Below are 15,131 nucleotides of genomic sequence, written 5' to 3'. Positions count from 1 at the left end.
TGCAGGGCCAGGCCGGCGACGCCGCCGACGAAGTGGAGCCCGGGCTCGACCAGGCGAGAAACCGCGAGCGCGCTGAGCTCAACTGCGACCCGACCCATGCCGAACCTCCGGATGCCTGACGGTCTTGCGACCCATCATGCTACCCATCAATTCTGGAGCGATTAGGTGCGCCTTGGTGGCACGTCGTGGGAGGGGAATTTGGCCTTTTTCCCTGTGGGACAGGGACTTATGGGAGGCCGTGAAACAACCCGGGGAGACCGGGTGGCGGAGGGAGCGTGACCTACTCGACGCGCCGCTGCCGCAGCGCGATCACGGCCAACTCGGTGCGGCTGCCGGCGTGGAGCTTTTCCATGATGCGGCTGACGTAGTTCTTCACCGTGCCCTCGGCCAGGAACAGCATCGCGCCGATCTGCTTGTTGCTCTTGCCCTCGGCGATGAGCTGCAGCACCTTGCCCTCCTTCTCCGACAGCGGCGCCTCCCCGTCTTGCGCCGGCGCCTGCCGGACCTCGGGCTGCGGCGCGGCCTCGGCCAGGCGGCGGAACTGGTCGAGCACCTTGCGCGCGATCTGCGGCGTCAGGTGCGACTCGCCGCGGTGAACGCCGCGGATGGTCTCGACCACCTCGCGCTCGGTGGCGTCCTTGAGCAGGTAGGCGGTGGCGCCGGCGCGCACGGCGTCGAAGACGGCCTGCTCGGCCTCCAGCGTGGTGAGCACGAGCACGCGCGTCAGCGGCAGCGAGGCGGTGATCTCGCGCGTGGCGGCCACGCCGCCCTTGCGCGGCATGTGCAGGTCCATCAGCACCACGTCGGGCCGCAGCCGCCGCGCCTGCTCGACGGCGTCCAGGCCGTCGCCGGCCTCGCCCACGACCTCCATGTCGGGCTCCATGGACAGCATCAGCGCCAGGCCGCGGCGCACCAGCGCCTGGTCATCGACGATCAACAGGCGGATGCGCTGGGCAGCCGCGGCTTTCTCCGCATTCATGCGAGCCAATATAGGTCCCGGCGCTTGCGGCTCGCTGAACCGGCAGGGCGGGGCTGCAGGCGCCGGGGCCATGGCCGCAGCCCTCAGGCGGCCTGCAGGGCCGGGCGGTGGCGCCGGGTCACGCGGCAGAAGGTCTCGGCCGAGAGGTTCAGGAACGAGGCCAGCTCCTTGTGCGTGAGCCGGTCGGCGAGCTCGCGGTGCTTGCAGGAGAAGTGCTGCACGCGGCTGGGCGCGTCGAGCAGCAGCAGCCCGACGGCGTGCTCCACGATCGCCGCGCCGATCTGCACCAGCCGCTCCTGGAAGCGCTGGCGCACCGCGGCGTGCCGCTCCAGGAAATCGCACCAGTCGGCCATGCTCAGCGAGACCACCAGCCCCGCGCTGGCGCCCACCACCGAGAAGCCCGACCCGGCGCCCTGCTGCCAGGCCTCGAAGCAGCTTTCCATGTCGTGCTCGCCGGCGAAGCGCAGCGTCATCTCGCGGCCGTTGGCGCCGGTGACCACGCGCTTGAGCAGCCCCTCGATCACGAAGAACTGGCTCAGCTCGCGGCTGCCCTGCTCCAGCAGCCGCTCGCCGCGGTGCACCTCGTGCACCGTGACCAGCCGGGCCAGCTCGGCATGCGCCGCCTCGTGCAGGTCCGCCAGCAGCGGGTGCGACCGCAGCTGGAGGGCGATGGAGTTGCGCAGCGGGTGGGTCGAGAGGAGGCGTTTCATGGGACCTGACTGTAGGCAGCCCACCGGCCGCGCCCCGCTGCGGAACGTCACGGCCGGGCCGTGCCATTGCGCATGCCGTGACGGTGACGAAGGTCACGGCCGGACACCGGGTAAACCGCAGGCCGCACCGGCCTTCGGTGCCCGCTGGCGGCTTGATGCAGCTCAATACCGCGCCCAAAAAACCGCCGGCGTGCCCGCCGCGATAAGCCTTGTGCAAGCTTGCCTGGGTCAGATGCGGCATCAAGTTCGCAGTGAGCAGACAAGCATGACAACCAGGAAGTACGTGGTGATCGGTGCCGGCCCGGCCGGCGTGCGCGCGGTGGAGACGCTGCGCGAGCACGACCGCAGGAGCGACATCACGCTGGTCAGCGGCGAGGCCGGCGAGCCCTACGCGCGCATGGCCATCCCCTACATCCTCAACGGCTCCATCGACGAGGCCGGCGCGCTGCAGCGCAAGACGCCCGGGCACTACGAGAAGCTGGGCATCCGCTACCTCAACCGCCGTGCCGAGCAGGTGCAGGCCCGCCCCGACGGCGGCCAGGTCACGCTCGACGACGGCAGCGTGCTCGACTACGACCAGCTGCTCGTGGCCACCGGCTCCTCGCCCTCGCTGCCGCCGATCCCCGGCACCGACCTGCCCGGCGTGGTGACCTGCTGGACGCTGGAGGACGCGCGCGCCATCGCCGACAAGCTCAAGCCCGGCGCGCGGGTGGTGATGATCGGCGCCGGCTTCGTCGCCGGCGTGTGCATGAAGGCGCTGGTGGGCACGGGCGTGCAGCTGCACGTCATCGCCGGCCGCGCCGGGCAGATCCTGCGCACCATGATGACCCCCACCGGCAGCCGCATGCTGCAGCGCTGGCTGGAGGCGCGCGGCGTGGACGTGATCACGTCGGGCCGCACCGAGCGCATCGAGCCGGGCCCGCGCCTGGTGATGGACACCCGCACCATCGAGGCCGACCTGATCATCCTGGCCACCGGCGTGAAGCCCAACGTGTCGTTCCTCGAAGGCACCGGCGCGCGCATCGACCAGGGCGTGGTGGTGGACCACCACATGCGCACCACCGTGCCGTGCATCTACGCCGCCGGCGACGTGGCACAGGGCCGCGACTTCTCCACCGGCGAGTGGGTGGTGCACGCGCTGCAGCCCACGGCCACCGAGCATGGCCGCATCGCGGCGCTGAACATGGTCGGCAAGGAGCATCCCTACCGCGGCAGCCTGAGCATGAACGTGCTCGACACCGTGGGCCTGATCTCGCACACCTTCGGCGAGTGGCAGGGCCGCGAGGGCGGCGAGGTGGTGGAGCAGACCGACGAGGAGAACTTCCTGTACACGCGGCTGTGCTTCGACGGCGACGTGATGGTGGGCGCCATCACCATCGGCCCGCCGCAGCACGTGGGCGCCCTGCGCGGGCTGATCCACACGCGCCGCCCGCTCGGCCGCTGGAAGGCGGAGCTGATGCGGCATCCGCACAAGGTGATGGCCGCCTTCGTCGAGCTCACCCACGGCGAAGGCCGCGGCGTCGGCCGCTGAGCGCCGGCCGCTGAACGGCTTGCGGCCCCGCCCGGGGCCGCGGCCTTCAGACGAAGTACGCGAAGGCGAACACGCCCAGCATGCCCAACGCCAGGCCGAGCTTGGCGGCGATGGCGATGACGAAGCCCAGCCCGGCGGCCACGCCGGCGCGGGTGGCCTGGGCCACGTGGCGGCGCGCCGAGAACTCGCCGATCACGGCGCCCAGCACCGGGCCCAGGATCAGCCCCGGCAGCCCGGCGAAGGCGCCCAGCAGCGCGCCGATCGCGGCGCCGGCCATGGCACGCCCGCTGGCTCCCGCGCGTTTCACGCCCAGCGCCGCGGCGGCGTAGTCCGCCACCCAGGCCAGCAGCGCCATGACGGCCAGCACCCCGACCGTGAGCATGCTCACGCGCGAGTAGCCGTCGAGCCAGGCCGCCAGCCACAGTCCGCCGAAGAGCAGCGGCGTGCCCGGCAGCAGCGGCAGCACGACGCCGGCGAGTCCCAACAGCACGGCCACGACGGCCGCGACCCAGAGCAGGGAAGAAGTGTCCATGCGCGGTCTCCTTGCAAACGGCAGGCCGCGAGGGGCGCGGCGCGGTGCCATGGGCCAGTGTCGGCCGCCGCGCGGGAACCCGCATTGCTGGGGTTGACCTGACGCACCGCCGACGCCGGGCCGCGGTGCCGCCGGCCCTGCCTCGGGAGGGTCCGTGTCGATGTGAAGCCCGGCCGTCCGCGGGACCGGCATTCCATCCACGCCGTCCACTTGCGAAACCTCACCCGGGGCCACGCAGAGGTCAGCCAGGACAGCAGGCCTGCTCCCGCGGACACCCTTTCACCGGCACCGTGCCGGGGCGGGCTCAGCGCGCGGCCGCGCCCAGCTCGAAGTGGCTGACGCTGGCGGCCATGCGCGCCGCCTGGTCGTTGAGGCTGGCCGCCGCGGCCAGGCTCTGCTCCACCAGCGCCGCGTTCTGCTGCGTCATCTCGTCGAGCTGGCCCACCGCCGCGTTGATCTCCACCAGGTCGCGGCTCTGCGCGTCGGCCGCGCGGGTGATCTCGCTGATGAGCGCGGACACGCGCTGCACGCCGGCGACGATCTCGTCCATGGTGCGCCCGGCGCCATCGACGAGCCGCGCGCCCTGCGTGGCCTTGTCCACGCTGCTGCCCACCAGCGCCTTGATCTCGGTGGCGGCCACGGCGCTGCGCTGCGCCAGCGCGCGCACCTCGCCGGCCACGACCGCGAAGCCGCGCCCGGCCTCGCCTGCGCGCGCCGCTTCCACCGCGGCATTGAGCGCCAGGATGTTGGTCTGGAAGGCGATGCCGTCGATGACGCCGATGATGTCGCCGATCTTCGAGGCGCTGGCATTGATGTCCGCCATCGTCGCCACCACGTCGGCGACGGCGCGGCCGCCCTGCTCGGCAACGCCGGCGGCCGAGGCCGCCAGCTGCTGCGCCTCGCGCGCCGACTCGGCCGTCTGCTGCGCGGTGCCGGAGAGCTGCTCCATCGACGAGGCCGCCTGCTGCAGCCGCGCCGCCGTGTGCTCGGTGCGCGAGGACAGGTCCTGGCTGCCGCTGGCGATCTCGGCGCTGGCGCCGCTGACCTGCTGCACCGCGCCCCGCACCTGCGCCAGCGCGTCGCGCACCCGGCCCAGCGTGTCCTGCAGCGAGCGCGCCAGCGGCGTGCGCAGCGCCAGCCCGGACACGTCCAGCGACAGGCCCTCGCGCCGGTCCAGGGCCTGCACCACGGCTTCGAGCTCCTCGCGCTGCCGGTCCAGCCGGCCCATGCGCACGGCCAGGTACACCTCCAGCGCCGTCTGCACCACCACGTAGCCGGCATGCATCAGGATCTTGAGCAAATCGGCTTCGGGCGTGCAGTACACGCCCAGGCCGGCGGCCTGCAGCCGGTCGAACAGCAGGTGGTGCACGGCGAACAGGGCCGCGGCCAGCACGATCGGCCGCCAGTCGGCATATACCAGCAGCAGGGCCAGCGTCAGGAACACGCCGAAATGGAATTCCAGCGTGCCGCGGCCCAGTTGAATATGCAGCATCACCATGCCGGCCATGGCGGCGGTGACGGCCAGGCGCGAGAACAGCGTGCCGCCGGCCAGCATGACCGCGCCGATGCCGAGCGCCGACAGCAGCCCGGCACCGGCCACGGCCAGCCCGAACTGGTTGAAACTGGCGCCGATGGCCAGCGCCGCGCCGGCGCCCAGCAGCAGCGCGGCCAGCATGAGCCGGTCCTTGCCGAGCTGCACCCGGCCAGGTTCCTGAAGGAATGCGGACATGACAGTGAATCCCGTAAGGTGAATGTGCGCCGGCTTCGGGTCCGGTGGGCCGAAAATGGCAAACCCACGCCCGTGAAACCTGTTTTGAAACTTCCTGCTTGTCCCAGAAATACTGTTATATTTTTGGCCGAATCCGGCGGGCGGGATTTTCCGGGCCGCATGCGCTGAATTCATGGCGCCATTGTGAAATTCGGTGTTTCGTCCAGGCGTGTTTTGATGCGCGTCGCCTCGAATTGCCCCGGATGTGATAGGGGCATATTCGACGATTCCGTCCGGTTACCGGCCGTCCTGATATTGGCCCCCGGGCCCCGGCTTGGCCTGCCGCGCATGAGAGACTCCCGCGACGGTCACGGGCCCCGGGCTTGCCCTGGGGGGCTGCCGCCGCGGGCCGGCTCCGGCCGCGGCGCAACCACACCATCGCACAGGGGGACGGCGGCAGATGAGCGCATCCATGGCTGAACAACCGGCCGCCACGGCGTGGCGGCTGCTGGAGTCCAGTCCGGACTGCGCCAAGCTGCTCGACCGCGACGGCCGGCTGCTGTGCGTCAACGCCAGCGGCTGCACCGCGCTGGAGCTCGACGACGCCGCCGCGCTGCAGGGGCGCGCATGGTGCGGCCTGTGGCCCGCGCCGTTCCAGGAGACGGTGCAGTGCGCGGTGCGGCAGGCGCTCGGCGGCGGCGCCACGCGCTTCACGGCACCGTGCCCGACGCTGCGCGGCACGCCGCGCTGGTGGGACGTGAGCGTCTGGCCCGTGCCCGACGGGCAGGGCGGCGTGGCGGCGGTGGTGGCGCTGTCGCGCGACGTCACCGCGCTGCAGGAGGCGCGCCAGGAGCAGGCGGAGAACGCGGCGCGGCTGTCTTTCCTGCTCGAAGCCACGCAGGTGGGCTACTGGGAGCTGGACCTGGACACGCGGCGCGCCCGCACCTCGCCCTCGCACGACCGCTGCTTCGGCTACACCGCGCCGGTGGCCGAGTGGGACGCGGAGATCTTCCTGCGCCACGTGCATCCCGAGGACCGGACGCGGGTGCGGGCCACGCTGGAGCAGTCCGTGGCGCGGCTGGAGCCGATGGCGCAGACCTTCCGCGTGCTGTGGGCCGACGGCTCGCTGCACTGGCTCAACGCCCAGGCCGACATCTACCGCGACGCCCGTGGCGTGCCGCTGCGGCTGCTGGGCACGCTGCGCGAGGTCACCGCGCGCAAGCGCGCCGAGGAGGAGGCGCGCGAAGCCAGCCAGCGCGCGCTGCGCCTGGCGCAGGACGCCGAGATCCAGCGCGCGCGGCTGGACGCGCTGCTGCAGGCCGCGCCCGCGGCCATCTGCTACGCCGACGCCGGCGGCGCCATCGTGCTGGCCAACGCCGGCAACCGGGCGCTGTGGGGCGACCAGCCCGCCGCGCGGCACGTGGGCGACTACGAGCAGTGGAAGGGCTGGTGGGCCGACGGCGGACCGCGCCACGGGCAGCCGCTGGCGCCGCACGAGTGGGCCATGGCGCGGGCGCTGGCCGGGCAGGAGGTGGGCGGCGACGTCGTGGACATCGAGCCCTTCGGCGCGCCGGGCGTGCGCAAGACCGTGCTGCTGCGCGGCAGCCCGATCCGCGACGCGCAGGGCGGGATCACCGGCGCGGTGCTGGCGCAGATCGACATCACCGACCGCGTGCGCGCCGAGGCCGGGCTGCGCGCCAGCGAGGCCAAGCTGCGCGCCATCACCGACGCCATGCCGCAGATGGTCTGGTCCACGCGGCCCGACGGCTGGCACGACTACTACAACCGCCAGTGGTACGCCTTCACCGGCCTGGCCGAGGGCGAGACCGACGGCGAGGGCTGGAACGGCGTGTTCCACCCCGACGACCAGGCCCGGGCCTGGGAGCGCTGGCGCCACAGCCTGCGCACCGGCGAGCCCTACGAGATCGAGTACCGGCTGCGCCACCGCTCGGGGCAGTACCGCTGGGTGCTGGGCCGCGCGCTGCCGGTGCGCGACGACACGGGCCGCATCATCCGCTGGATGGGCACCTGCACCGACATCCACGAGTCGCGCCTGGCGCAGGACGCGCTGCTGCGCAGCGAGGAGTCGCTGCGCCAGGCCGACCGGCGCAAGGACGAGTTCCTGGCCATGCTCGCGCACGAGCTGCGCAACCCGCTGGCGCCCATCGCCACCGCGGCGCTGCTGCTGCGCGCGGGCGGCGCCGACGCGCAGCGCGTGGCCAAGGCCAGCGCCATCATCTCGCGCCAAGTCCAGCACATGACCGACATCGTCAACGACCTGCTCGACGTCTCGCGCGTCACGCGCGGCCTGGTGCAGCTGGAGCAGGAGACCTTCGACCTGAAGGACGCGCTGCGCGCGGCGGTGGAGCAGGTGCGCCCGCTCGTCGAGGCCCGCAACCACGCGCTGTCGATGCGGCTCGGGCCCGTGCCGCTGTGGGTGCGCGGCGACCACACGCGCTGCACGCAGATGGTGGCCAACCTGCTCAACAACGCGGCCAAGTACACCCCGCCTGGCGGCCACCTGGCCCTGGACAGCCGCAGCGACCCCGACGGCCGGGTGCGGGTGCAGGTCAGCGACGACGGCGACGGCATCGACGCGGCGCTGCTGCCGCACGTCTTCGAGCTGTTCACGCAGGCCGAGCGCACGCCCGACCGGGCGCAGGGCGGGCTGGGCATCGGGCTGGCGCTGGTGCGCACGCTGGCCGAGATGCACGGCGGGCGCGTGGCCGCGCAAAGCGCCGGCCGCGGCCAGGGCAGCACCTTCACGCTGGAGCTGCCGCTGGCCGAGGCACCGGCGCGGGCCGAGGCGCTGGCGGCGCCGGCGGCGGACGAGCCCGGGGCCGGCGCGGCGGCCGTGCCCGGCGCCGAGGGCCTGCGCATCGCGCTGGTGGACGACAACGCCGACGCCGCGCAGACGCTGGCGGCGCTGCTGCAGCTGCACGGGCACCGGGTATCGGTATTCGGCTGCGCCGGCGAGCTGCTGCGCCACGGCCTGGAGCCGCCGCCGCAGGTGTGCATCCTCGACATCGGGCTGCCCGACATGTCGGGCCACGAGCTGGCGCGGCGGCTGCGCCAGCTGCCCGGCCTCGACGGGTGCCGGCTCTACGCGCTCACCGGCTACGGCCAGGCACCCGACCGCGCCGCCTCGCACGCGGCGGGCTTCGACGCGCACTTCGTCAAGCCGGTGGACCCGGTGGAGCTGCTGGGGAGGCTTTGAGCGTTGTGGGATAGGCGCCAGCCAGAAGCTGGCACGTCACGCCCACTACATCGTCATCCCCGCGCAGGCGGGAATGACGAAGCAGGGTGCGAGCCGCCCGTGCTGACGGACCACCGACAGTCATTCACTTTCCCCGGACAGCAATGCTCCTGCGCGGGAATGACGAAGCAGGGAGCGGACCGCCCGAGCCAACGGACTACCGGCGTTGTTCGCCCACTTTCCCTGAACGGCCGTGCGCCTCCCCCGCCCCCGGGCCCGCACCGGCCCCTTCAGCACCTTCGCCGGGCAGCGGCACGGCACGTGCCCCAGGGGGCGGCAAGCGCAACACCCCCGAAAGGCCGCCGCCCTCGATGTCCCTGCTGCTGATCCTGCTCCTGCCCTTCGCCGGCAGCGCCGTGGCGGCGCTGCTGCCCACCGGCGCGCGCAACCTGGAGTCGCTGTGGTCGGCGGCGGTGGCGCTGGCCGTGGCGCTGCCGCTGGCGCTGCTCTATCCGCAGGTGGCCGAGGGCGGGGTGGTGACGCAGCGCCTGTCCTGGCTGCCGGGGCTGGGCGTGGACATCGTCGTGCGGCTCGACGGCTTCGCCTGGATGTTCGCGCTGCTCGTCAGCGGCATGGGGGCGCTGGTGGCGGTGTACGCGCGCTACTACCTCTCGCCGCAGGACCCGGCCGCGCGCTTCCACTCGCTGCTGCTGGGCTTCATGGGCGCGATGCTGGGCGTGGTCACCGCCGGCAACCTGATCCAGCTGCTGGTGTTCTGGGAGCTGACCAGCGTCTTCTCCTTCCTGCTCATCGGCTACTGGTTCCACCGCAAGGACGCGCGCCGCGGCGCGCGCATGGCCTTCACCGTCACGGCCGGCGGCGGGCTGGCGCTGCTGGCCGGGCTGCTGCTGCTGGGCCACATCGTGGGCAGCCACGAGCTCGACGCCGTGCTGGCCGCCGGCGAGCGGGTGCGCGCGCACCCGATGTACCCGCTGGCGCTGGGGCTCATCCTGCTGGGCGCGCTGACCAAGAGCGCGCAGTTCCCCTTCCACTTCTGGCTGCCGCACGCCATGGCCGCGCCCACGCCGGTGTCGGCCTACCTGCACTCGGCCACCATGGTCAAGGCCGGCGTGTTCCTGCTGGCGCGGCTGTGGCCGGTGCTCTCGGGCACCGACGCGTGGTTCTGGCTCGTGGGCGGCGCGGGGCTGGCCACGCTGCTGCTGGGCGCCTGGGTGGCGATGTTCCAGAACGACCTCAAGGGGCTGCTGGCCTACTCGACCATCAGCCACCTGGGCCTGGTCACGCTGCTGCTGGGCCTCAACAGCCCCATCGCGGCCGTGGCGGCGGTGTTCCACATGATGAACCACGCCACCTTCAAGGCCTCGCTGTTCATGGCCGTGGGCATCATCGACCACGAGACCGGCACCCGCGACATGCGCCGCCTGGGCGGCCTGCTGCGCGCCATGCCCTTCACCGGGATCCTGGCGCTGGTGGCCTGCGCGGCCATGGCCGGGGTGCCGCTGCTCAACGGCTTCCTGTCCAAGGAGATGTTCTTCGCCGAGGCGGTGTTCCTGTCGGCGCATCCCTTCGTCGAGATCGTGCTGCCGCTGGCCGCGACGCTGGCCGGGGTGTTCGCGGTGGTCTATTCGCTGCGCTTCGGCCACGGCGTGTTCTTCGGCCCGGGGCCGGCGCGGCCCCTGCCGCGCCGCCCGCACGAGCCCGCGCGCTGGATGCGCGTGCCGGTGGAACTGCTGGTGCTGGCCTGCGTGGTGGTGGGCACGCTGCCCAACCTGTCCGTCGCGCCGCTGCTGGCCACCGCCGCGCGCCCGGTGGTGGGCGGCACGCTGCCCGACTACGACCTGGCCGTCTGGCACGGTTTCAACCTGCCGCTGCTGATGAGCGGGGTGGCGCTGGCGCTCGGGGTGGCGCTGTACCTGCGCTTCGGCGCCGACCTGCGGCTGCGCCTGGGCCCGGGCGCGCTGCTGCCGCCGGCCTGGGGCGGCAAGCGGCTGTTCGAGCGCGCCCTGGCCGGCGTGACCGTGCTGGCCTGGCGCGCGCGCCGCCTGGGCGGCACGGCGCGGCTGCAGCCGCAGCTGCTGTGGATGCTGCTCATCGCCGGCGCGGCGGGCCTGGCCTCGGCGCTGGCCGTGCCGCTGGCCTGGGGGGCGCGCGAGCGCGTGCCGGCCTCGCCGGCCTTCGTGCTGCTGTGGGCCGTGGCCGGAGCCTGCGCCCTCGGCGCGGCATGGCAGGCGAAGTTCCACCGCGTGGCGGCGCTGATGATGCTGGGCATGGTGGGCCTGGCGCTGTGCCTGACCTTCGCCTGGTTCTCCGCACCCGACCTGGCGCTGACGCAGCTGGCCGTGGAGGTGGTGACGGTGGTGCTGTTCCTGCTGGGCCTGCGCTGGCTGCCGCGGCGCACGGCACGCGAGGACCCGCATCCGCGCCGCGCGCTGCGCCGGCGCGCCCGCGACCTGGTCCTGGCCGTGCTGCTGGGCAGCGGGCTGGCGGTGCTGTCCTACGCGCTGCTCACGCGCGAGGCGCCGCTGAGCATCTCGCCGTTCTTCCTGGCGCAGGCGCTGCCCGGCGGGGGCGGGCGCAACGTCGTCAACGTCATGCTGGTGGACTTCCGCGCCTTCGACACCCTGGGCGAGATCTGCGTGCTGGGCTGCGTCGGCATCACGGTGTACGCGCTGCTGCGGCGCTTCCGCCCGCCGCGCGAGGTGATCCGGCGCCCGGTGCAGCAGCAGGCGCCCCGTGGCGAGGCCGGCGCGCATGGCGACCTCGCGCCGCTGCCCCGCAACCGCGAGGCCGGGCACGGCTACCTGGAGGTGCCGGCGGTGCTGGTGCGGCTGCTGCTGCCGCTGGCCGCGGTGTTCGCCGCGCACCTGTTCCTGCGCGGCCACAACGCGCCCGGCGGCGGCTTCGTGGCCGGGCTGGTGCTGGCCATCGCGCTGATCGCGCAGTACGTCGTCGGCGGCACGCGCTGGGTCGAGGCGCGGCTGACGCTGCGCCCGGCGCGCTGGATCGGCACGGGGCTGCTGCTGGCGCTCGTCACCGGGCTGGGCGCGCTGGCCTTCGGCCACCCGTTCCTGACCACGCACACCGCGCACTTCACGCTGCCGCTGCTGGGCGAGTTGCACCTGCCCAGCGCCACCTTCTTCGACCTGGGCGTGTTCGCCGTGGTGGTGGGCGCCACGCTGCTGCTGCTCACGGCCATCGCCCACCAGTCGCTGCGCGTGCGCCGGCGGCCCGGCGACGACCTGGGCCAGGGCGACGGCACCGCCGCCGCCGCCGGGGAGGGCGGCTGAGATGGAGATCGTCGTGTCCCTGGCCATCGGCGTGCTCAGCGGCGCGGGCGTGTGGCTGGTGCTGCGCCCGCGCACCTTCCAGGTGCTGATCGGGCTGTCGCTGCTGTCCTACGCGGTGAACCTGTTCATCTTCAGCGTGGGCAGCCTCTCCGAGGGCAAGCCGCCGCTGGTGCGCGACGGGCTGCCGGCCGACCTGGCGCACTACGCCGACCCGCTGCCGCAGTCGCTGGTGCTCACGGCCATCGTCATCGGCTTCGCCACCACGGCGCTGTTCCTGGTGCTGCTGCTGGCGCTGCGCGGCCTGGCCGGCAGCGACCACGTGGACGGCGACGAGGACGCGGCCTGATGGCCGAAGCCTTCCTGCAGCCGCTGCTGCTGCCCGCCCTGGCCGCGCACCACCTGCTGGCGGCGCCGGTGCTGCTGCCGCTGGGCACCGCCGCGCTGATGCTGCTGATGGGCACGCGCCGGCGCGGCGCCAAGGCGGTGCTCAACCTCCTCTCCACCTCGGCCGGGCTGCTGCTGGCGGTGGCGCTGCTGCTGCGGGTGACGCCGCAGGACGGCGCGGCGGCGGCGATCGCGGTGTACCTGCCGGGCAACTGGCCGGTGCCGTTCGGCATCGTGCTGGTGGCCGACCGGCTCGCGGCGCTGCTGTGCGTGCTGGCCTCGGCCGTGGCGCTGGCGGCGCTGCTCTTCGCCGTGGCGCGCTGGCACCTGGCGGGGCTGCACTTCCACGCCCTGTTCCAGCTGCAGCTGCTCGGCCTGCAGGGCGCCTTCCTCACCGGCGACCTGTTCAACCTGTTCGTGTTCTTCGAGGTGCTGCTGGCGGCCAGCTACGGGCTGCTGCTGCACGGCGGCGGGCTGGCGCGGGTGCGCGCCGGGCTGCACTACGTCGCCGTCAACCTGCTGGCCTCGCTGCTGTTCCTCATCGGCGTGGCGCTGCTCTACGGCGTGGCGGGCACGCTCAACATGGCCGACCTGTCCATGAAGCTGCGCCAGGTGCCCGAAGGCGACCGCGGGCTGCTACACGCCGGCGCGTCGATCATGGCCGTGGCCTTCCTGGCCAAGGCGGCGCTGTGGCCGCTGAACTTCTGGCTGCCGCCGGCCTACGCCGCGGCCAGCACGCCGGTGGCGGCACTGTTCGTGATCCTGACCAAGGTGGGCGTGTACGCGCTGCTGCGGCTGTGGACGCTTTGCTTCGCGCCCGGCGCGGGCGCATCGGCGCTGTTTGGCTCTCCGGTGCTGGTGTGGGCGGGCCTGGCCACGCTGGCCTGGGGCTCGGTGGGCATGCTGGCGTCGCAGCAGCTGGCGCGGCTGGCCGGCTACAGCGTGATCGCCTCGGCCGGCACGCTGGTGGCGGCGCTGGGCTTCAACGATCCCGCGCTCACCGGCGGCGCGCTGCTGTACCTGGCCGGCTCGACGCTGGCCGGCGCGGCGCTGTTCCTGCTGGTGGAGCTGCTGGAGCGCGCGCGCCGGGTGGAGGCCGACACGCCGCGCCTGGACGACGCGCTCCAGCCGCCGCCGGCCTTCACCGAGGCCGAGCCGCCGCCCGGCGCCAACCTCGACGACGACGAAGCCGCGCTGGTCGGCCGCGTCATTCCGGCGGCGCTGGCCTTCCTGGGCGTGGGCTTCACGCTGTGCGCGATGGCGGTGGCGGGGCTGCCGCCGCTGTCGGGCTTCGTCGCCAAGCTGGCCATGCTCACGACGCTGCTGCACCTGGGCAACGCGGCCGCGCCGGTGCTGTTCGCGCTGCTGATCCTCTCCAGCCTGGCGGCGGCCACGGCGCTGCTGCGCGTGGGCCTGCGCCACTTCTGGACGCTGCAGGCGCGCCCGGTGCCGGGCCTGCGCACGGCCGACGCGCTGCCCGTGGCGCTGCTGCTGGGCGCCGGTTTGCTGCTGGCGCTGGGCGGCGACGCCGCGCTGCGCTACACGCGCGCGGCGGCCGACACGCTGCACCGGCCCGGCCACTACATCGACGCCGTGATGGCGGCGCGCCCGGTGGTGCCGCCGCCCGCGGTGGCCACCGCGGCGCCGGCGCCGGAGGGCCGGCCATGAGGCGCTGGCTGCCCGCGCCGCTGCTGTCGGCCGCGCTGTTCGTGCTGTGGCTGCTGCTGCAGCAGAGCGTGGCGCCGGGGCAGCTGCTGCTGGGCGCGCTGCTGGCCCTCGTGCTGCCGCGGCTGCTGGGCCCGCTGCGGCCCCGGCCCGGGCCGATGCGCCGGCCCTGGCGGCTGATCGGGCTGCTGGCCGCGGCGGCGCTGGAGGTGGCGGGGTCGGCCCTGAAAGTGGGCGCGGGCGTGCTGCGCGCGCCGCGCCGCCCGCCGCGCGGGCGCTTCGTGGTCGTGCCCCTCGACCTGCGCGACGCGCATGGGCTGGCGCTGCTGGCGGTGATCACGGCCGCCGTGCCCGGCACGGTCTGGTGCGAGCTGGCGCCCGACCGCAGCGCGCTGCTGCTGCACGTCTTCGACCTGGAGGACGAGGCGGCCTTCATCGAGCGCTACAAGCGCCGCTACGAGCGGCCGCTGCAGGAGGTTTTCGAATGCCCCCCATGACTTCCGTGCTCTCCGCGGCCGTCGCCCTGACGCTGCTGGTCTACACCCTGGCGCTGCTGCTGGCGCTGTGGCGGCTGCTGCGCGGCCCCGCAGCGCAGGACCGCGTGCTGGCGCTGGACTTCAGCTACGTGGTCGGGATGCTGATGCTGCTGGTGCTGGGCATCGGCTTCGACAGCGAGGCCTACTTCGAGGCGGCGCTGCTGATGGTGCTGTTCGGCTTCGTCGGCTCGGTGGCGCTGGCGAAGTTCCTGCTGCGCGGGGAGGCGATCGAGTGAGCGCGCTGGGCGCCTCCTGGGCCGAGTGGGCCGTGGCCGCGCTGCTGCTGGGCAGCGCGGCGCTGGTGCTCAGCGCCGCGCTGGGGCTGTGGCGGCTGCCGGACTTCTTCCTGCGCATGCACGCGCCGGCGCTGGCCTCGACGCTGGCGACCTGGCTGGTGTCCGGCGCCACGCTGCTGCACTTCTGGGTGCGCGGCGGCACGCCGCCGCTGCACCTGGCGCTGATCGTGGTGGTGCTGTCCATCACGGCGCCGGTGACGACGATCGTGCTGGCGCGCGCGGCGCTGTTCCGGGGGCGGCAGCGCGGGGAGGAGCTGCCGGCGGCGCTGGGGGAGCGGGACTGACG

Annotated in this window: 12 protein-coding genes; 8 read left to right on the top strand and 4 right to left on the bottom strand. The window is 73.7% G+C overall.

From position 1 onward, the window contains the following. Positions 1-280 precede the first annotated feature (280 nt). Together FJ694_RS17110 and FJ694_RS17105 are read right to left on the bottom strand one after the other, a co-directional pair. Positions 281-979 carry a response regulator gene (locus FJ694_RS17110; RefSeq protein WP_232540080.1) on the bottom strand — a complete coding sequence of 233 codons (699 nt, stop codon included), beginning with the start codon at positions 977-979 and terminating at the stop codon, positions 281-283. An 83-nt stretch (positions 980-1,062) separates the two neighbouring features. Beyond that, positions 1,063-1,689: a Crp/Fnr family transcriptional regulator gene (locus tag FJ694_RS17105; RefSeq protein ID WP_157268454.1), complete on the bottom strand. Its 627-nt coding sequence runs from the start codon at positions 1,687-1,689 to the stop codon at positions 1,063-1,065. 265 nt (positions 1,690-1,954) lie between these two features. Between FJ694_RS17105 and FJ694_RS17100 the strand changes: the two genes are divergently transcribed. Next, on the top strand, positions 1,955-3,220 hold the full coding sequence (locus FJ694_RS17100) for an NAD(P)/FAD-dependent oxidoreductase (RefSeq protein WP_157268453.1): 1,266 nt from the start codon (positions 1,955-1,957) through the stop codon (positions 3,218-3,220). Between the two features lie 46 nt (positions 3,221-3,266). Here the strand turns inward: FJ694_RS17100 and FJ694_RS17095 are convergent, their stop codons facing one another. Together FJ694_RS17095 and FJ694_RS17090 are read right to left on the bottom strand one after the other, a co-directional pair. Then, complete coding sequence (locus tag FJ694_RS17095) at positions 3,267-3,752, bottom strand: DUF456 domain-containing protein (protein ID WP_157268452.1); 486 nt, start codon at positions 3,750-3,752, stop codon at positions 3,267-3,269. Positions 3,753-4,056: 304 nt separating this feature from the next. Continuing rightward, positions 4,057-5,481, bottom strand: a complete 1,425-nt coding sequence (locus tag FJ694_RS17090) for a methyl-accepting chemotaxis protein (protein ID WP_157268451.1) — start codon at positions 5,479-5,481, stop codon at positions 4,057-4,059. 451 nt (positions 5,482-5,932) lie between these two features. Here FJ694_RS17090 and FJ694_RS17085 point away from each other — a divergent pair, with 451 nt between their 5' ends. The 7 genes from FJ694_RS17085 to mnhG all read left to right on the top strand — a co-directional run bounded on the left by FJ694_RS17085 (position 5,933) and on the right by mnhG (position 15,129). Next, complete coding sequence (locus FJ694_RS17085) at positions 5,933-8,677, top strand: PAS domain-containing hybrid sensor histidine kinase/response regulator (RefSeq protein ID WP_198320871.1); 2,745 nt, start codon at positions 5,933-5,935, stop codon at positions 8,675-8,677. Between the two features lie 350 nt (positions 8,678-9,027). Further along, the gene (locus FJ694_RS17080; protein ID WP_157268449.1) at positions 9,028-11,964 is read left to right on the top strand and encodes a monovalent cation/H+ antiporter subunit A; all 2,937 of its coding nucleotides are present in this window, start codon (positions 9,028-9,030) and stop codon (positions 11,962-11,964) included. A 1-nt stretch (position 11,965) separates the two neighbouring features. Next, entirely contained in the window at positions 11,966-12,310 is a 345-nt protein-coding gene (locus tag FJ694_RS17075) for a Na+/H+ antiporter subunit C (protein WP_157268448.1), read from the top strand. Beyond that, positions 12,310-14,016 (top strand): monovalent cation/H+ antiporter subunit D, encoded by a 1,707-nt coding sequence (locus FJ694_RS17070; RefSeq protein ID WP_157268447.1) that lies wholly within the window; start codon positions 12,310-12,312, stop codon positions 14,014-14,016. The genes FJ694_RS17075 and FJ694_RS17070 overlap by 1 nt, the downstream gene beginning before the upstream one ends. Further along, a complete protein-coding gene (locus tag FJ694_RS17065) occupies positions 14,013-14,510 on the top strand; it encodes a Na+/H+ antiporter subunit E (RefSeq protein WP_157268446.1) in 498 nt (165 codons plus the stop codon). The genes FJ694_RS17070 and FJ694_RS17065 overlap by 4 nt, the downstream gene beginning before the upstream one ends. Continuing rightward, positions 14,507-14,785, top strand: coding sequence for a K+/H+ antiporter subunit F (locus tag FJ694_RS17060; RefSeq protein WP_157268445.1), 279 nt, complete (start codon positions 14,507-14,509; stop codon positions 14,783-14,785). Before FJ694_RS17065 ends, FJ694_RS17060 begins: the two co-directional genes overlap by 4 nt. Beyond that, entirely contained in the window at positions 14,782-15,129 is a 348-nt protein-coding gene (mnhG, locus tag FJ694_RS17055; RefSeq protein WP_157268444.1) for a monovalent cation/H(+) antiporter subunit G, read from the top strand. Before FJ694_RS17060 ends, mnhG begins: the two co-directional genes overlap by 4 nt. Positions 15,130-15,131 lie beyond the last annotated feature (2 nt).

The organism is Azohydromonas aeria (assembly GCF_009760915.1).
In the GTDB taxonomy this organism is placed as follows: domain Bacteria; phylum Pseudomonadota; class Gammaproteobacteria; order Burkholderiales; family Burkholderiaceae_C; genus Azohydromonas; species Azohydromonas aeria.
The sequence above is the reverse complement of the archived record's forward strand: the minus strand, read 5'-3'. Positions and strand labels throughout refer to the sequence as shown.